Raw genomic sequence first — 17,990 nt, 5'->3', positions numbered from 1 at the left:
TGTCCCCGGCCCCTCAGTCCCACAGTCCCTGGATCCGCAGCACGCCCGCCACCAGGCACAGTGCGGAGGCGATGCAGAGCAGCACGATGACGCCCTTGGGCATGCCCTGCTTGGCGAAGGAGTAGACGCCGCCGGCCAGGAAGAGGCCGACGACGATCAGGATGGTGTTGAGGCCGGTCACAGGGCGCCCTTCGTGGAAGGCAGGATTCCGGCCGCGCGCGGGTCGCGCTCGCTGGCGTAGCGCAGGGCCCGGGCGAGGGCCTTGAACTGGCACTCCACGATGTGGTGGGCGTTGCGGCCGTACGGGACGTGGACGTGCAGGGCGATCTGGGCCTGCGCGACGAAGGACTCCAGGATGTGCCGGGTCATCGTGGTGTCGTACTCGCCGATCATCGGCGCCATCTTCTCCGGCTCGGTGTGCACCAGGTACGGGCGGCCGGAGAGGTCGACGGTGACCTGGGCGAGCGACTCGTCCAGCGGGACGGTGCAGTTGCCGAAACGGTAGATGCCGACCTTGTCGCCGAGCGCCTGCTTGAAGGCGGCGCCGAGCGCGAGGGCGGTGTCCTCGATGGTGTGGTGCGAGTCGATGTGCAGGTCGCCCTCGGTCTTGACCGTGAGGTCGAAGAGGCCGTGGCGGCCGAGCTGGTCGAGCATGTGGTCGTAGAAGCCGACGCCGGTGGAGACGTCGACCTTCCCGCTGCCGTCGAGGTTGATCTCGACGAGTACGGAGGTTTCCTTGGTGGTGCGCTCCACGCGGCCCACGCGGCTCTCGCCCGTCATGCGTCGTGCTCCTTCTTGATTTCGCGAACCGCATCGAGGAACGCGTCGTTCTCTGCCGGGGTCCCCGCGGTGACCCGCAGCCATCCCGGTACGCCGTTGTCCCGGACCAGCACGCCCCGGTCGAGGATCGCCCGCCACACGGCGTGGCTGTCCTCGAAGCGGCCGAACTGGACGAAGTTGGCGTCCGATTCGGTGACCTCGTACTCCATGGCGCGGAGTTCGGCGACGATCCGGTCCCGCTCGCTCTTGAGCCGCTCGACGTACCCGAGGAGCGTATCGGTGTGCTCCAGGGCGGCCAGCGCGGTGGCCTGGGTAACGGAGGACAGGTGGTACGGCAGGCGTACCAGCTGGACGGCGTCGACCACGGCGGCGTCGGCGGCGAGGTAGCCGAGGCGCAGCCCGGCGGCGCCGAACGCCTTCGACATGGTGCGGGAGAGCACCAGGTTCGGCCGGCCCTCGATCAGCGGGAGCAGCGAGGGGCGGTGGCTGAACTCGCCGTACGCCTCGTCGACGACGACGAGGGAGGGCCGGGCCGCCTGCGCCGCGTCGTACAGCGCGAGGACGGTCGCGGCGTCGACGGCGGTGCCGGTGGGGTTGTTCGGGGAGGTGATGAAGACGACGTTGGGGCGGTGTTCGGCGATGGCCTTCTTCGCCGCGTCCACGTCGATGGTGAAGTCCTCGTTGCGCGGGCCGGAGATCCAGCCGGTGCCGGTGCCGCGCGCGATGAGGGCGTGCATCGAGTACGAGGGCTCGAAGCCGATGGCGGTGCGGCCGGGGCCGCCGAACGCCTGCATCAGCTGCTGGATGACCTCGTTGGAGCCGTTGGCCGCCCAGACCTGGGCGGTGGTGACCTCGTGTCCGGCGGTGCGGCTGAGGTAGCCGGCGAGTCCGGTACGGAGCTCGACGGCGTCCCGGTCGGGGTAGCGGTTGAGCTCGCGGGCGGCCTCGCGGACGCGTTCGGCGATCCGGTCGACGAGCGCGTCGGGCAGCGGGTAGGGGTTCTCGTTGGTGTTCAGCCGGACGGCTACGTCGAGCTGGGGGGCACCGTACGGGGACTGGCCGCGCAGCTCCTCCCGGATGGGGAGGTCGTCGATGCGGACGGGGCCGCCGTCCGTGCGGGGGCCGTTGTCGTTCGTCACGCCTGCGGAACCTTCCAGTCGAACCGTGCCTTGAGTGCGGCGCCGTGGGCGGGCAGGTCCTCGGCTTCGGCGAGGGTGACCACGTGGTGGGTGACCTCGGCCAGCGCGTCGCGGGTGTAGTCGACGATGTGGATGCCGCGCAGGAAGGACTGCACGGAGAGGCCCGAGGAGTGGCAGGCGCAACCGCCGGTGGGCAGGACGTGGTTGGAGCCGGCGCAGTAGTCGCCGAGGGAGACCGGGGACCAGGGGCCGACGAAGATCGCGCCGGCGTTGCGGACGCGGTCGGCGACGGCGGCGGCGTCGGCGGTCTGGATCTCCAGGTGCTCGGCGCCGTACGCGTCGACCACCTTCAGCCCGTCCGCGAGGTCGCGGACGAGGACGATCGCGGACTGCCGGCCGGCGAGCGCGGGCGCGATGCGGTCGGCGACGTGCTTGGAGGCGGCGACCTGGGGGGCGAGTTCGGCCTCGGTGGCGGCGGCGAGTTCCTCGGAGTCGGTGACGAGGACGGCGGCGGCCATCGGGTCGTGCTCGGCCTGGCTGATCAGGTCGGCGGCGAGGTGCACCGGGTCGGCGGTCGAGTCGGCGAGGATCGCGATCTCGGTGGGTCCGGCCTCGGCGTCGATGCCGATGCGGCCCTTGAGGAGGCGCTTGGAGGCGGCGACGTAGATGTTGCCGGGGCCCGTGACGAGGTTCACGGGGCGGCAGCCGTCCTCGCCCTCGGTGCCGTAGGCGAAGAGGGCGATGGCCTGGGCGCCGCCGGCGGCGTACACCTCGTCCACGCCGAGCAGGGCGCAGGCGGCCAGGATGGTGGGGTGCGGCAGGCCGCCGAACTCCTTCTGCGGCGGGGAGGACACGGCGATGCCCTCGACGCCGGCCTCCTGGGCCGGGACGACGTTCATGACGACGGAGGACGGGTAGACCGAGCGTCCGCCGGGAACGTAGAGCCCGACGCGCTCGACGGGCACCCACTTCTCGGTGACCGTGCCGCCGGGCACGACCTGGGTGGTGTGGGTGGTGCGGCGCTGCTCGCGGTGGACGAGGCGGGCGCGGCGGATCGACTCCTCGAGGGCGGCGCGGACGGCGGGGTCGAGCTCCGCCAGCGCGTCCGCGAGGGCGGACGCGGGCACCCGGAGCGACTGCGGCCGGACGCCGTCGAATTTCTCGCCCCATTCGATCACCGCTGCCGAGCCACGATGGCGTACGTCCTCGCAGATGGGCCGCACCGTCTCCAGGGCGGCTTCCACGTCGAACTCGGCACGGGGCAGCAGGTCGCGCAAGGGGGCGCCCTCGGGGAGGACGTCGCCGCGCAGATCGATTCGAGAGATCACACCCCCAATTCTCTCAGACCGCCCGAGCCGTCCGGTCGGCCGTATCAGTGGCTGATACATATCTCCGTCACCCTGTGTGGCTTTTTCCGTTCATACGGTCACACAGGGGGAAGAACGGCTGTAGCCGTGCACAGGGAGGTCGGGAGTGACGGAGCCGCACGAGAGCGACATCCCGGAAGGACTCAGCGCCGCGGAGCTGGGCATGTGGCAGTCCTTCCGGAACGGGAGCACCTTCGATCTGCGCACCCACGACCCCGAACGCGACGATCCGTTCGGCCCGCACATGTGGGGGCCGGGGCGGAGCGTCGGCGCCCGGGTCGTGGCGCGGCTGCTGCTGAGCGGTCCGCCGGCCCGGCCGGGACGGGTGGCAGCGCTGAAGCTCAGGGGCGTACGCATCACCGGCAAGCTCGACCTGGCGGGCGGCCGGGTCTCGCCGTACGTCGAGCTGACCGGCTGCCGGTTCGAGCAGGAGGTGATGTTCCCCGAGTGCCACTTCACGACGCTGCGGATGGTCGGCTGCGCGATGCCCCGGCTGGAGGCGGCCCGGCTGCGCACCGAGGGCGACCTCCATCTGCCGCGCTGCCGGGTCGACCGGGGCGTGCGGCTGACGGACGCCCAGGTCGGCACGGACCTGCTGGTCAACCAGATCAGCGTGGGCTGCGACCGGCGGGGCCGGGCGATCGCCGCGGACGGGCTGACCGTGGCGCAGGACCTCCAGGCGGAGATGATCGAGACGTACGGCGAGGTCAGCCTGCGCGGGGCGACGGTGGGCGGTTCGCTGAGCCTGCGCGGCAGCCGGCTGCGGGCGGCGGAGGGCCGCAAGGCCCTGAACGCGCCGCAGTTGAGAGTGGAGCGGACGCTCTACCTGACCGAGGCGTGGGTGAGCACCGAGACGGGGAACCAGGGCACCACTCCCCCGTACGGCATCGTGCACGGGCCGACGTCGGACCTGACGCCCGCCCGGGGGTCGCGTGCGCGGATCTTCGAGTGCCGGGGCGGCGTCCGCCTCGACGACGGGCGGTTCGGGGACGTGCTCGACCTGCACCTGGCGCGGTTCGTGCTGGAGCCGCAGGAGGAGCTGTCGATGCGCCGGATCGTCGTGCCCGAGCTGCGGTTCAGCCTGGAGCGCCCCGAGGAGGGCCGGGTCGTGCTGAACGGCGCCCGGGTGGTCACCCTCATCGACCTGTCGACCAGCTGGCCGGGTCCCGGCGGGCTGGCGATGGGCGGGTTCGTCTACGAGAACCTCGTCCCGTACGGCCACTTCCCGCTCTCCCGGCGGCTGGAGTGGGTCCTCGCCGCCACCCCGGAGTACGTCCCCGAGCCGTACGAGCGGCTGGCGACCGTGCTGCGCAACTGCGGCGAGGACGCGGACGCCCGGGAGGTGCTGCTCGCCAAGCAGCGCCGCCGCCGGGAGACGCTGCCGCTCGCCGGGAAGCTGTGGGGGTTCCTCCAGGACTGGACGGTGGCGTACGGCTACCGGCCGGGCCGGGCGGCGGTGTGGATGGCGGTGCTCTGGGCGGCGAGCACCCTGGTCTTCTCCCGGCACGAGCCGTCGTCGATCAAGGGGGACGAGCACCCGGAGTGGAATCCGGCGCTGTACGCGCTCGATCTGCTGATCCCGGTGATCGGTCTCGGCCAGGACGGCTACTGGCGGATGACGGGCGGCTGGCAGTGGGTGTCCGCCGGGCTGGTGCTGGTGGGGTGGGTTCTGGCCACCACGGTGGCCGCCGGAGCCTCCCGGCTGCTGACCCGGGGGTGAGGGCGGCAGGGGCCGCGCCCCCGGTGCGGTCCCGCCCCGGGAGGGGTCCCGTGCCGCCTCCCGGCCGGGTGCGGTCCCGCCTCGGACGGGTGGACGGGGCGGCCCGACGGTCGCGCCCGGGCGGTCGGGGCAGGCCGGTCGAGTTCGAACAGATCCCGCACGGGAGGTCGAATTTCAGCCATTCAGGTTCACCTCCTTTGCCCGCTCTTGACCTTTCCGGGGGCAACCCCCACGGATCCGCCCGACTCGGCACCAAAGCTTCACAGCAGACCCCTGGCGCCGCCCCCACCAGCGTTTTTCAATGGTCCGCACCATGCCCTCGCTTCGCGCTCCGCTCCGTACCGCGCGCAGGGTCCGGCACAGCTCCCGGCTGTCGACCGGACTTCCCCCGGCCGACGCGGTCATGCTCGACGCCCCCGACAGCCGTCTCTCCCCCGCGCTGGTGGCCGCCGCCGACGGCGCGTACGGGCCTGCCGCGAAGCTCCTCGCCACCACCCGCGACACCGCCGAGTGGGAGCTGCGCGACCGCTACCTCGGCCGCCTGGTCACCTTCGCCCGCAGCCGGGACGGATGGCTGGACGACTGGCTGGACGCCGCCCCCGGCGACCCCGACGCGCTGCTCGTCCGCGCCGGGCTCGCCGTCCGCCGGGCGTGGGAGTCGCCCGCTGCGGCGGAGCGGCTGGCCGAGACCGCCCCGCTGATCACCGCGGCGGCCGAGGCCGACCCCCGCGACCCGGTCCCCTGGCACCTCGCCCTGGACCGTGCACGGGGCACCCGCGCCACGCACACCGCGTTCGAGTCGGTGTGGACGGAGGCCGTCCGCCGCTCCCCGCACCACTACGGCTGCCACCTGGCCGCGCTGCGCTACCTCTCCGCCGCCCGGCACGGGTCGCACCGCGCCTGCTTCGACTTCGCGGAGCGGGCCGCCGAGGACGCCGCCCCGACCTCCCTGGTGCAGGGGCTGCCGGTGCGCGCCGCCGCCGCGCTGCTGCTCGACCCGGACACCGCCGGGCGGACCGCCCCGGTGCCGGAGCGCCGGATCGACGCCGCCGCCGATCTGGCGATCGGCCTCTCCGCCGCGTACGCCCCCGGGGACCCGTGGCCCGCCGAGGTCCGCAACCTCCTGGCGTACGTCCTGGTGGTGCGGGGCCGCTGGCGCGAGGCGCTGGAGCAGTTCCGGCTGATCGGGCCGTACGCCCACTCCTTCCCGTGGTCCCGGCCGCTCCCGTGGTCCCCGCCCTCCTCCCGGTCCCGGCCGCGTCCGCGGCCGTCGGCGGCCGAGGACGCGCTGGCCCGCTTCCTGGACGCCAGGGACGCGGCGCGGCTCCAGGTGGCCTCGGTGACCCCGCTGTGGAACCGGGCCGCCCACGGCAGGGCCCTCGGCCATTACGCTTGAGCGTTGTGACCACAGCGCACCTGCCCCTCTTCCCGCTCAACGCGGTTCTGTTCCCCGGCCTCGTGCTGCCGTTGAACGTCTTCGAGGAGCGGTATCGCGCCATCATGCGCGAGCTGCTGAAGACCGACGACGACGAACCCCGCCGCTTCGTGGTGGTGGCGGTACGGGACGGCCGCGAGACCGCCGTGACCGGTACCGGGATGCCGGAGGGCACGGCGGCCCAGACCGAACGCGCCCCCGCCGACGGCTTCGGCGCCGACCCGGTCCAGTCCTTCCACCGCGTCGGCTGCGTGGCCGACGCCGCCAAGATCCGCGAGCGCGCCGACGGCAGCTTCGAGGTGCTGGCCACCGGCACCACCCGGGTCCGGCTGCTCTCGGTGGACGCGAGCGGCCCGTACCTGACGGCCGAGGTGGAGTACCTCGCCGAGGACGAGGAGGCCGGCGAGGCCCGGACCCTCGCCGAGGGCGTGATGCGCGCCTTCCGCACGTACCAGAAGCGGCTGGCCGGAGCGAACGAGCGGTCGCTGACCACCGGCGGCGACCTGCCGGACGAACCGTCCGTCGTCTCCTACCTGGTGGCCGCCGCCACCGTGCTGGACGTGGCCACGAAGCAGCGGCTGCTCCAGGCCCCGGACACCGCGACCCGGCTGCGCGAGGAACTGACCCTGCTCCGCAAGGAGACGGCGGTCATCCGCCATCTGCCGTCGCTCCCGGCCGTGGAACTCACCCGCGCCCCCACGCACCTGAACTGACCCGATCTCCCCCGGAGGACCTCGCGCCCGTGGCGAAGAAGACGAAGAAGCAGCAGGGCGGCACCCCGGCGACGGTCGCGCTGACCGCGGCAGGGGCCGCCTTCACGGTCCACGCCTACGAGCACGACCCGGCGGCGCCCAGTTACGGCGAGGAGGCGGCCGAGGCTCTGGGCGTCTCCCCCGACCGGGTCTTCAAGACCCTGGTCGCCGACGTGGACGGCGAGCTGACGGTGGCGGTGGTCCCGGTCGCGGGCTCGCTCGACCTGAAGGCGCTCGCCTCGGCGGTCGGCGGCAAGCGGGCCGCCATGGCCGATCCGGCGGCGGCCGAGCGCACCACGGGGTACGTACGCGGCGGCATCTCGCCACTGGGCCAGCGCAAGCGGCTGCGTACGGTCGTCGACGCCTCGGCCGGTTCGCACCCGACCATCTGCGTCTCGGCCGGGCGCCGGGGCCTGGAGGTCGAACTGGCCGCGGCGGACCTGGCGCGGCTCACCGGCGCGGTGTTCGCGCCGATCGGGCGCGCGTAGGTCGCGACGCCGGAAGCCGGGCGCGCGTAGGTCGCGACGCCGGAAGCCGGAGCCACACCGGGCCGCGGAGCCTCAGGCCGGCGGCTGCGGTCCGGCGGGGCCCTTCGGGTCGCTCTGCGCCCGTGCCCGCGTACCGGCGTCCGGGCCCGCCCCGTCCGGCTCCGGGGCGCCGGGCGTGCCGGGTACGGCCGCCGTGCCCGGTGCGCCCTGGACCGGCTGGCCCTGGACCGGCTGCCCGGCCGTGCCGTAGGGCGCCGCGGCGCCGCCCGTCGCCCACCCGGGGTGCTGCCACTGCAGGTCGGGGTCGGGGTCCCGGGGCGTGAAGGCCGCCGTGAGGATCAGGTGCACGACCATCGCGGCCACCGGCCAGGCGAGCAGCGCGCCCTTCGCGTTCAGCTCCAGCGGCGCGTCGAAGGTCACCCCCTTCCCGGCCTCCTTTGCGTGGGCGACCACGTCCGAGGTCGGGCCGAGGGAGGTACCCAGCCACCAGGCGAGCAGCGCTCCGAGCAGGCCGCCGAGCGCCAGGCCGACCACGGTCGGGATGCCGCCGGTACGCCGGAGCAGGTAGACCACGACGGCCGAGACGACACCGAATCCGGCGGCGAGCAGCGCGAACGTGCCGTCCGCTCCGACGGCCTCCTCGCCCTCGCTGTCCTTGAGGTAGACGGCGGTGTCGTCCGAGATCAGCGGGATGCGCGGGGAGAGCCAGAGCCAGAGCAGGCCGAGCGCGACGCCCGCGACGGCCACCAGTACGGCGACGACCGCGGCCCGGCCGACCGCGGCCCGCGCCTCGGCGCGGACGGGCGGCGACTGACCGGGGGCGAGGTGCGAACCCGCCGGAGGGGTCGGCCAGGGATCGTAGGGCGTCGGCGGGTCGGGCGGCGTCAAGGGTGCGGTCACCGTGCCATCGTGCCAGGCGCCCCCGGGCGGCGCCGCACCGGACCTGATCACCGGGCACCGCCCGCGCCGCCACCGGGCCCCTCGCGGAGAACGCCCGGCACCACCCGGCACCCGGCCCCCGGTCGCCCGGGCCCGCGGCCCACGGCCGCCCCGGCCCTCAGCGCACGGCCGCCCGGCGGTACGCCCAGGTCGCCACGGCCAGCGAGAGCACCCCCACCGCCGCGCAGACCCCGAGGTCCAGCGCGACGGCGGCCCAGTCGGGGTCGGCGTCGAAGGAACGGGCCAGCGCCTCCACCCCGTACGTGGACGGCAGCAGGTCGCGCGCCCAGCGCACCACCTCCGGCAGCCGCTCGGCGGGCAGCACCCCCAGCAGCAGCGCGGCGGACATGCCGAGCTGCCCCAGCAGGGTGGCCAGCTCCTGACGCGGGGCCAGAAGGCCGAGCGCGGCGCCCAGCCCGGAGAGCGCGGCCCCGGCCAGCGGGACCACGGCGACCAGCACCCACAGGTGCGCCATCGGCAGCTGGAAGAGCGCGCTCCCCGCGACCGCGGTGAAGACGGCGCCCGGCACGGTGAAGGAGGCGTAGGCGCCCGCCGCGCCCAGCACCACGGCCGCGGGCGGCACCGGCAGGGTGGCGTAGTGGTCGAGGCCGCCGTTGGCCCTCAGCTGGCCGAAGTACTGGGCGAGCAGGTTCAGCGCGACGAAGGCGACCACCAGCACGCTGGAGCCCGCGACGACGGCCCGCGCCTCGGTGCCGCCGTCCACGACCCCGCGCATCATGATCATGATGCCGACGGACTGGAAGGTCGCCACGAAGAGCAGCGGGATACGGGCCACCCGGGCCCGGGAGAGCTGGGCGCGGTACACGGCGGCCAGCGCGGGCAGCAGCCGGGCGCGGGGCGCCAGCGGGGCCGGCTCTCCGGCCCAGGAGCCGCCGGCCGCCCCGGTGGACCCGGCGGACCCCGTGGACGGGGCCGGGCTCCCGCCCGGCCGGCCGGGCGGGGACACCGCCTCGGCGGGAACGATGCTCGTCACCTGGCGCTGCTCCCGTTCACTGCCGCTGTTCCTCCGCACACGTCCCGTCCGTCCCCGGGGCCCGGGCCTGCCGGGGCCACTGCCGTCGGCCTCATGCCTTCACCAGTCCCTTGCGCGCGTCCGCCGCGTCCCCGCCGAGCGCGAGGTAGACGTCCTCCAGGCTGGGGGTCGCCAGGGTGAAGTCGTCCAGGGCCGCGAACGCCGCGCCGCCGGTCACCGCGGCGACGGCGGCCCGTGCCTCGTCCGGCTTCAGCCGCAGCACCCAGCGGCGCCCGGACTCCTGGGCCGAGGCGCGCAGGGCGGCGACCTCGGGGACGTCCAGCGGGGCGCGCTCGCGCCACATCAGCTCGACCCTGACCTCACCGGCCACCTGCTCCTTGAGGCCCTGCGGGGTGTCACAGGCGATGACCTTGCCGCGTGCGACGACGGCGACCCGGTCGAGGACCGTCTCGGCCTCGATGACGTTGTGGGTGACCAGCAGCACGGTCGCGCCGTGCTCGGCCCGGCGCCGGTCCACGGCGGCCCAGACGGCGCGGCGGGCGACGGGGTCCATGCCGGTGGTCGGCTCGTCCAGGATCAGCACGGGGCGCTGTCCGACGAGTGCGGCGGCGAAACAGGCGAGTCTGCGCTGGCCGCCGGAGAGCTTCTTCAGGGGCCGCGCGGCGAGTTCGGTGAGGCCGAGCTCCTCCAGTACGGCGTCGCGCTCGGCGCGGGCCTCGCGGACCGGGAGTCCGCGCAGCCGGCCGGTGGTCTCGGCGGCGAGGGAGACGGTGAGCTCGTCGAGGGCGGTGGACTCCTGGCCGAGGTAGCCGATGAGCCGGGACGCGCGTTCGGGGTGGCGCACGAGGTCGTGGCCGAGCACCTCGACGCTGCCGGAGTCGGGCCGCATCAGCCCGGTGAGCTGGCGCACCAGGGTGGACTTGCCGGCGCCGTTGGGGCCGAGCAGCCCGAAGATCTCGCCGCCGCGCACCTCCAGGGTGATGCCGTCGGTGGCCCGTACCTCGGGCGCGGCGGGCGCGCCGCGGCGGCCCCGGACGGCCGGGTAGGTCTTCACCAGATCACGCACCGCGCACACGGTCCCGGTGGCCCTCTGCGCCTGTGCTGTGCCCGTACTCACGAGGTACGAGAGTACGGGGTCGGATGGTCCGGATTGCGCCGGGGGCCCGGTCCCGGGCCGACGCGCGGAGCGCGGCGGGCGCCCGGGGAGCCCCGTGACGTCCCGGGGACCGCGGCCGGACGGGGGCGCCGCGCCCCGGCGGTGGTCCGCCGGACGCCGCCCGTGGGCGCCCGCCGGGTCACTCCGGTGCGGGGACGTGGTCCACGGCGGCGGTGATGTCGATCTCGCGCCAGAATCCGGCCCGGATGGCGTAGCGGTCGTGCTCGTCGATCTGGTCGTCCTTGTGCGCGAGGAGCCCGAAGCGGGCCGCGTACCGCAGGAGCTCGCCGTCGATCCGGTGCGGGATGCGCGGGTACATGGTGGAGAGCTTCTGGAGGTGGACGGTCTCGGGGAGCCGGTCCATCCAGCGGCGGGCGAAGACCTGGCCGACCTCGAAGGGGTCGCCGCCCACGGTGGTGATGTCCTCCTCGCGGTCGGCCCAGCGCTGTTCGGCGGTGGTGACCTGGGCGAGGGTGGGCAGCGAGGCGGTCTCGGGGGGTTCGCCGAGGGAGCCCCGGTCGGCCCATCCCCGGTCGGAGGACCAGCGCAGCGTGGCACTCGGCACCGGGGCGGAGTGGTTCTGCGCCGGGGCTGCGGGGCCCGCTGCGGACGCGCGGAGGGCGGCGAGGTCCTTCGGTGTGGGGACGCCCTTGTGGCCGTGGGCGGGCGCGGGCTCGGGCGTACCGGTCTCCGGGCGGGGTGCCGGAGGGGCACCGGCGCGGGCCGCCGCCTGGGCCTCGGAGGCGCGCTCGGCGGAGGCGGCGAGGGCGGCCTCGGGCAGGGGCGCGGAGAGGATCGCGGCGATCTCGGGGCGCGGGGCGGGCTGCGGGGCGCAGATCGCGCCGGTCTCCTTGGCGCGGACGGCCTTGGTGATCCAGGCCCGGTCGAGCACGCGGCGTTCGTCGGCCTCGGCCACCAGGTCCTCGGACTGGTTGTAGTCGCCGTCGGCGGCCTGGACGGCCCAGAGGTGGACGGCGACGCCGTGTTCCTTGGCGGACATGAGACCGGGCAAGAGGTCGCCGTCGCCGGTCACCAGGACCACGTCGGAACAGGCGCGGTTGCGGGCCAGTTCGGTCAGTTCGGCGTGCATGGCCGCGTCGACGCCCTTCTGCGCCCAGCGCCCGTCGCTCCGGGTGAGCGCACCGAGCCGTACGGTGACCCGCGGCATGACCCGCAGCCGGCGGTGCTCGGGCTGCGGTACGCGGTCGGGGGCACCGTCGAACCAGTAGATGCGCAGCAGGGGTTGCTCGGTGTCGGCCTCGGCGCGTTCGCGCAGGCCCTGGATCAGGGCGGCGTGGTCGACGGTGATGCGCGAGCGGGCTGGTTCGCCCGCCAGCAGACTCGCGGCTGCGCCCAGCAGATAGCCGGCGTCCACCAGGACGACGCAACGGTCCACGCGTTCCACCCTCTTCCGGAATTCGGCGAACGGCCGTTCAGGGTTTCCGTCGAGTCTGCCCGACCGCGCGGAAGTAGACGGCCGGAACTCGATCTTCGGCGTGGCGGATGCGGTGGGAGTTGCCCGGAGGGGGCCCGCCGCGATGTCCACTACGGAAGGTAATGATCCAACATGCGTGCCCTGTGGGGCTATGTGAGTCTGACATCGGTCCTGGCACTCAGGATTCCCCACAGGAGGCATTCACCATGGCCAAGAACAAGAACCGTAAGCAGGGCAGCCCCCAGGACCGCGCGTCCGCGGCGGAGCGCGGCGCCGAGCAGGCGAAGTCGACGTCCTTCGAGGACCGGAGCACGTCGCAGTCGCAGGCCCAGGGCAGCCCCTCGGACGTGGCCCGCAAGCACCAGCGGCGTTTCGGCCACAACTGACGGCCGTGACACCGCAGTAAGGGGCGCTCCCGCCGTCGTCGGCGGGAGCGCCCCTTCGCGTGGCCCGTGCGCGACCGCTCCGCCCCGCGCACGGGGACGGGCACGTGGCGCCGGTTCCGTCAGCCCGCCAGGCAGGACGGGCCGAGCAGCACCTTGAGGTCGCCGAAGAGCGCCGGGTCGGGCTTCACCCGGTGCCGGTCGAGCCGCAGGACGGTGGTCTTGCGCGGGCCCTGGAGCCTGATGCGGACCTCGGTGTCGCCCCGGTGGCTGGAAAGCACCTCACCGAGGCGGCTGACCATCGGGGGCGTGATCTTCACGGTGGGGATGGTGAGGACGACGGGCGCGTTGGTGCCCGCGTTGGAGATGTCGGGGACCTGCATCTCCATGGCGACGAGCCGGGGCACGTCCTCGCGCTTGTCGAGCCGTCCCTTGACGAAGACGACGGTGTCCTCCACCAGCTGGGTGGAGACCAGTTGGTAGGTGGCCGGGAAGAACATGCACTCGATGGCGCCCGCGAGGTCCTCGACGGTGGCGATGGCCCAGGCGTTGCCCTGCTTGGTCATCTTCCGCTGGAGGCCGGAGATGATGCCGCCGACGGTGACGACGGCGCCGTCGCCGTGCTCCCCGCCGGTCAGTTGGGAGATCGCCGCGTCCGCCTTGTCGGAGAGCACGTGTTCCAGACCGAAGAGCGGGTGGTCGGAGACGTACAGGCCGAGCATCTCGCGTTCCTGGGCGAGCAGGTAGGACTTCTCCCACTCGATGTCGGAGAACTCGACGTCCAGACCGAAGCCCGGCTCGTCGCTCTCCTCCTCGCCCATGCCGCCGAAGAGGTCGAACTGCCCCTCGGCCTCCTTGCGCTTGACCTGGACCACGTTGTCGATCATCGGTTCGTGGTGGGCGACGAGCCCCTTGCGGGTGTGGCCCATCTCGTCGAAGGCGCCGGCCTTGATGAGCGATTCCACCGTGCGCTTGTTGCAGACGACCGCCTCGACCTTGTCGAGGAAGTCGGGGAAGGTGCTGTACTTCCCCTTCGCCTTGCGGCACCGGATGATCGAGTCCACGACGTTCGCACCGACGTTGCGCACGGCGGTGAGGCCGAAGAGGATCACGTCGTCGCCCTGGGCGGCGAAGTTGGCCTCGGACTCGTTGACGTTCGGCGGGAGCACCTTGATGCCCATGCGCCGGCACTCGTTGAGGTAGATCGCCGACTTGTCCTTGTCGTCCTTGACCGAGGTCAGCAGGGCGGCCATGTACTCGGCGGGGTAGTTCGCCTTGAGGTAGGCGGTCCAGTAGGTGACGAGCCCGTACGCGGAGGAGTGCGCCTTGTTGAAGGCGTATCCGGCGAACGGCACCAGGACGTCCCAGAGCGCCTTGATCGCCGCGTCGGAGAAGCCGTTCTTCTTGGCACCGGCCTCGAAGAGGACGAAGTTCTTCGCCAGCTCGTCGGCCTTCTTCTTGCCCATCACGCGGCGCAGGATGTCGGCCTCGCCGAGGGAGTAACCGGCGACGATCTGGGCCGCCTTCTGCACCTGCTCCTGGTAGACGATCAGGCCGTAGGTGAGGCCGAGGACCTCCTTGAGCGGCTCCTCCAGCTCCGGGTGGATCGGGGTGATCTCCTGGCGGGCGTTCTTGCGCTCGGCGTAGTTCGTGTGCGAGTTCATGCCCATCGGGCCCGGCCGGTAGAGGGCCGAGACGGCGGAGATGTCCTCGAAGTTGTCGGGCTGCATCTGGCGCAGCAGCGAGCGCATCGGTCCGCCGTCGAACTGGAAGACGCCGAGCGTGTCGCCCCGGCAGAGGAGTTCGTAGGTCTTGGGGTCGTTCAGCGGCAGGGAGAGCATCTCCAGCTCGATGCCCTTGTTCGCCTTCACCATCTTGACGGCGTCGTCCATGATGGTGAGGTTTCTCAGGCCGAGGAAGTCCATCTTGAGCAGGCCCAGCGACTCGCACTGGGGGTAGTCCCACTGGGTGATGGTGACGCCGTCGGTGTGCCGGACCCAGACCGGGGCGTGGTCCACGATCGGCTCGCTGGACATGATCACGCCGGCGGCGTGCACGCCCATTTGCCGGACCAGTCCTTCGACGCCCTTGGCGGTGTCGATGACCTTCTTGACGTCCGGCTCGTTCTCGTACATCCCCCGGATCTCGCCGGCCTCGCTGTAGCGCGGGTGCTTGGGGTCGGTGATGCCGTTGAGGTCGATGCCCTTGCCGAGGACGTCGGCGGGCATGGCCTTGGTGAGGCGGTCGCCCATGGCGTACGGGTAGCCGAGGACGCGGGCGGAGTCCTTGATGGCGTTCTTCGCCTTGATCTTGCCGTACGTGCCGATCATGGCGACCTTGTCGGCGCCGTACTTCTCGGTGACGTACCGGATCACCTCGACGCGCCGGCGTTCGTCGAAGTCGATGTCGACGTCGGGCATGGAGACGCGCTCGGGGTTGAGGAACCGCTCGAAGATCAGGCCGTGCTCGATCGGGTCGAGGTCGGTGATGCCCATGGCGTACGAGACGATCGAGCCGGCCGCGGAGCCTCGGCCGGGGCCGACCGCGATGCCGTTGTTCTTGGCCCACATGATGAAGTCGGCGACGACGAGGAAGTACCCCGGGAACCCCATCTGGATGATGATGTCCATCTCGTACTCGACCTGCTTCTGCCGGTCGTCCGGGATGCCGTTCGGGAAGCGACGGTTCATGCCGACCCGGACCTCCTCCCGGAACCAGGTGACCTCCGTGTAGCCGTCCGGGATGTCGAACTTCGGCATCAGGTCGCGCTTCTCGAACATGCCGGTGGTGTCGATCTGCTGCGCGACCAGCAGGGTGTTGGCGCACCCCTCCTGCCAGGCGTCGGAGGAGTCGACGGCGTACATCTCGTCGGTGGTCTTGAGGTAGTAGCCGGTGCCGTCGAAGCGGAAGCGGTCGGGGTCGGAGAGGTTCTTGCCGGTCTGGATGCAGAGCAGGGCGTCGTGGGCGGTCGCCTCGTGCGCGTAGGTGTAGTGCGAGTCGTTGGTGACCAGCGGCGGGATGTTCAGCTTCTTGCCGATTTCGAGGAGCCCGTCGCGGACCCGGCGCTCGATCTCGATGCCGTGGTCCATCAGCTCCAGGAAGTACTTGCCCTCGCCGAAGATGTCCTTGTAGTCGGAGGCGGCCTGGACGGCCTCGTCGAACTGGCCGAGCCTCAGCCGGGTCTGCACCTCGCCGGAGGGGCACCCGGTGGAGGCGATCAGGCCCTCGGACCACTGGGCGATGGTCTCCTTGTCCATGCGGGGCCACTTCTGCAGCCAGCCTTCGGCGTACGCGTCCGAGGAGAGCTTGAAGAGGTTGTGCAGCCCGGTGCTGTTCGCCGCCCAGATCGTCTTGTGGGTGTACCCACCGGAACCGGAGACGTCGTCGCGCTTCTGGTGCGGCTGTCCCCACTGGATCTTCCGCTTGTGCTTGCGCGACTCCGGGGCGACGTACGCCTCGATGCCGATGATCGGCGTCACACCGGCCTTCTTCGCCGTGTGGAAGAAGTCGTACGCCCCGTGCAGGTTGCCGTGGTCCGTCATGGCGATGTGCGACATCCCCATGGTGTTGGCCGCCTCGAACATGTCCTTGAGCCGCGCGGCACCGTCGAGCAGGGAGTACTGGGTGTGCACGTGCAGGTGCGTGAAGGGCGGCTTGGTCACGGCGCTGTGCCTCCGGGGGATGACAGATGTGGCACGCCGCACTCGGCCCGGGATGACGGGCGGGCGACGGACAACCGACGGCTGGGGGGTGTCGAGGGGACAGCGTGGAAGTCTACGTCTCCGCGCTGACGAACGTCGGGCACTTGGGAGTACGGTCGCGCGTTGGAGGGGCGGAGACGCCTGTCCCATTTGTCATGAACGCCAAGTTCGACGGCGCTCGGCCCAGGTCGACGCCCTGTACCAGGAGGCACCCAGCGATGTCGGAACAGCTGAGCGGCGCGGAAGACCGCGGGGAGCGCATTCTCGCCGTCTTCGAGACGGCCTTCGGTGAGCTGCTGGCGGCCGACCCGGCCGCCTTCCAGGTCAAGTTCCGGAAGATGGCGGGCTCGGCCTTCGCCTTCTACCGGGGCACCGCCTGCCTGTTCTACGACGACCTGGCGCGGGAGCGCCACGGCGGCCCGTTCCTGGACGAGCGCACCGGCCGCGTCTGGATCCACGGGGACCTCCACGCGGAGAACTTCGGCACGTACATGGACGCCAACGGCCGCCTGGTCTTCAACGTCAACGACTTCGACGAGGCGTACGTCGGCCCGTTCACCTGGGACCTCAAGCGCTTCGCTGCCTCCGTCGCCCTGATCGGGTACGCCAAGGCGCTCAGCGACGACCAGATCACCGAGCTGGTCCGGGTCTACGCCGCCGCGTACCGCGAGCGGATCCACGCGCTCGCGACCGGCGCGAAGAACGACGAGGTGCCGCCCTTCACCCTGGACACCGCCGACGGCCCGCTGCTCGGGGCGCTCCGCACGGCCCGGTCGCTCACCCGCTTCTCGCTGCTGGACTCGATGACGGAGATCCGCGACTTCGAGCGCCGGTTCGCCGCGGGCGGCGGCGCCATCGACCTGGACGCGGCGACCCGGTACAAGGTCCTCGCGGCGTTCGACGGCTATCTGGAGACCCTGCCCGAGTCGAGCCTGACCCGCCCGGACTCCTACCGGGTGAAGGACGTGGTGGGCCGCCGGGGCATCGGCATCGGCTCGGCCGGGCTGCCCTCGTACAACATCCTGCTGGAGGGGAACAGCGACGCCCTGGAGAACGACGTCGTGATCTACCTCAAGCAGGCGCAGACCCCGGCCGTCTCCCGGCACGTCACGGACTCCTCGGTGCGCGACTACTTCCAGCACGAGGGCCACCGCACGGTGATCTCGCAGCGGGCGCTCCAGGCCCACGCCGACCCGTGGCTGGGCTGGACCGAGCTGGACGGCGCCGGACAGCTGGTCGCCGAGGTCTCGCCGTACGCCGTGGATCTGGACTGGTCCGACATCGACGAGCCCGACGAGATCGCGGCGGTCGTCGCCGACCTCGGCCGGGCGACGGCCACCATGCACGCGGCGGCCGACGACGAGAGCGGCCACTCGCTGGTGCCGTTCTCGACCGAGCGGGCCATCGACGCCGCCATCGCGGCCGACGAGGACGGCTTCGGCGACCTGCTCGTGGACTTCGCCCACAGTTACGGCGCGCGGGCCCGCCGGGACCACCGGATCTTCGTGGACCTCTTCCGCAACGGCCGCATCCCGGGCCTCTGACCGGACCTCTGACCGGGCCTCTGACCGGGCCTCCGACCGGACCTCTGACCGGGCCGCGGGCCGAGCGGCCTCCGCCCGGGCGGCCCTCCGCGGGCTCGTGACCGCGCCCGTGACCCAGCCCGTCGCCGGGCCCGGGAGAGCCGTTCTCCGGGGCCCT

At 72.6% G+C, this 17,990-nt stretch carries 15 protein-coding genes; 6 read left to right on the top strand and 9 right to left on the bottom strand.

Annotated elements, in window-relative coordinates:
- Positions 1 to 13: 13 nt before the first annotated feature.
- Genes ACFWEE_RS19745 through hisD form a run of 4 tightly spaced genes read right to left on the bottom strand, consistent with a single transcriptional unit; the run spans position 14 to position 3,247 of the window.
- Positions 14 to 181, bottom strand: a complete 168-nt coding sequence (locus tag ACFWEE_RS19745; protein WP_327175220.1) for a hypothetical protein — start codon at positions 179 to 181, stop codon at positions 14 to 16.
- Positions 178 to 780: an imidazoleglycerol-phosphate dehydratase HisB gene (hisB, locus tag ACFWEE_RS19740; protein ID WP_386890683.1), complete on the bottom strand. Its 603-nt coding sequence runs from the start codon at positions 778 to 780 to the stop codon at positions 178 to 180. The genes ACFWEE_RS19745 and hisB overlap by 4 nt, the downstream gene beginning before the upstream one ends.
- The gene (locus ACFWEE_RS19735; protein WP_386890681.1) at positions 777 to 1,919 is read right to left on the bottom strand and encodes a histidinol-phosphate transaminase; all 1,143 of its coding nucleotides are present in this window, start codon (positions 1,917 to 1,919) and stop codon (positions 777 to 779) included. The genes hisB and ACFWEE_RS19735 overlap by 4 nt, the downstream gene beginning before the upstream one ends.
- Positions 1,916 to 3,247 (bottom strand): histidinol dehydrogenase, encoded by a 1,332-nt coding sequence (gene hisD, locus ACFWEE_RS19730; RefSeq protein ID WP_386890680.1) that lies wholly within the window; start codon positions 3,245 to 3,247, stop codon positions 1,916 to 1,918. The genes ACFWEE_RS19735 and hisD overlap by 4 nt, the downstream gene beginning before the upstream one ends.
- A 145-nt stretch (positions 3,248 to 3,392) precedes the next feature.
- Here hisD and ACFWEE_RS19725 point away from each other — a divergent pair, with 145 nt between their 5' ends.
- The 4 genes from ACFWEE_RS19725 to ybaK all read left to right on the top strand — a co-directional run bounded on the left by ACFWEE_RS19725 (position 3,393) and on the right by ybaK (position 7,681).
- A complete protein-coding gene (locus ACFWEE_RS19725; protein ID WP_386890678.1) occupies positions 3,393 to 5,006 on the top strand; it encodes an oxidoreductase in 1,614 nt (537 codons plus the stop codon).
- A 301-nt stretch (positions 5,007 to 5,307) separates the two neighbouring features.
- Entirely contained in the window at positions 5,308 to 6,402 is a 1,095-nt protein-coding gene (locus ACFWEE_RS19720; protein WP_386890676.1) for a hypothetical protein, read from the top strand.
- 5 nt (positions 6,403 to 6,407) lie between these two features.
- Entirely contained in the window at positions 6,408 to 7,154 is a 747-nt protein-coding gene (locus ACFWEE_RS19715) for an LON peptidase substrate-binding domain-containing protein (protein WP_386890674.1), read from the top strand.
- A gap of 29 nt (positions 7,155 to 7,183) precedes the next feature.
- A complete protein-coding gene (gene ybaK, locus ACFWEE_RS19710) occupies positions 7,184 to 7,681 on the top strand; it encodes a Cys-tRNA(Pro) deacylase (protein ID WP_386890672.1) in 498 nt (165 codons plus the stop codon).
- 72 nt (positions 7,682 to 7,753) lie between these two features.
- On the opposite strand, the gene ACFWEE_RS19705 is transcribed toward ybaK, so the two are convergent.
- From ACFWEE_RS19705 to ACFWEE_RS19690, 4 genes are all read right to left on the bottom strand, one after another.
- Entirely contained in the window at positions 7,754 to 8,581 is an 828-nt protein-coding gene (locus tag ACFWEE_RS19705; protein ID WP_386890670.1) for an ABC transporter permease, read from the bottom strand.
- 157 nt (positions 8,582 to 8,738) lie between these two features.
- On the bottom strand, positions 8,739 to 9,614 hold the full coding sequence (locus tag ACFWEE_RS19700; protein ID WP_386890668.1) for an ABC transporter permease: 876 nt from the start codon (positions 9,612 to 9,614) through the stop codon (positions 8,739 to 8,741).
- Between the two features lie 91 nt (positions 9,615 to 9,705).
- Complete coding sequence (locus ACFWEE_RS19695; RefSeq protein WP_386890745.1) at positions 9,706 to 10,689, bottom strand: ABC transporter ATP-binding protein; 984 nt, start codon at positions 10,687 to 10,689, stop codon at positions 9,706 to 9,708.
- A gap of 220 nt (positions 10,690 to 10,909) precedes the next feature.
- Positions 10,910 to 12,175: an NYN domain-containing protein gene (locus ACFWEE_RS19690; RefSeq protein WP_386890666.1), complete on the bottom strand. Its 1,266-nt coding sequence runs from the start codon at positions 12,173 to 12,175 to the stop codon at positions 10,910 to 10,912.
- Between the two features lie 236 nt (positions 12,176 to 12,411).
- On the opposite strand from ACFWEE_RS19690, the gene ACFWEE_RS19685 reads away from it, so the two are divergent.
- On the top strand, positions 12,412 to 12,591 hold the full coding sequence (locus ACFWEE_RS19685) for a hypothetical protein (RefSeq protein WP_327175229.1): 180 nt from the start codon (positions 12,412 to 12,414) through the stop codon (positions 12,589 to 12,591).
- A gap of 119 nt (positions 12,592 to 12,710) precedes the next feature.
- Here the strand turns inward: ACFWEE_RS19685 and dnaE are convergent, their stop codons facing one another.
- Complete coding sequence (dnaE, locus tag ACFWEE_RS19680) at positions 12,711 to 16,250, bottom strand: DNA polymerase III subunit alpha (RefSeq protein WP_386890664.1); 3,540 nt, start codon at positions 16,248 to 16,250, stop codon at positions 12,711 to 12,713.
- Positions 16,251 to 16,507: 257 nt separating this feature from the next.
- Between dnaE and ACFWEE_RS19675 the strand changes: the two genes are divergently transcribed.
- Positions 16,508 to 17,833: a DUF2252 domain-containing protein gene (locus ACFWEE_RS19675; RefSeq protein WP_386890662.1), complete on the top strand. Its 1,326-nt coding sequence runs from the start codon at positions 16,508 to 16,510 to the stop codon at positions 17,831 to 17,833.
- Positions 17,834 to 17,990: the final 157 nt, after the last annotated feature.

This window comes from Streptomyces sp. NPDC060184, from assembly GCF_042728795.1.
GTDB lineage: Bacteria > Actinomycetota > Actinomycetes > Streptomycetales > Streptomycetaceae > Streptomyces.
Note: the sequence above shows the minus strand (reverse complement) of the source record. Positions and strands in the feature narration are given on the sequence as shown.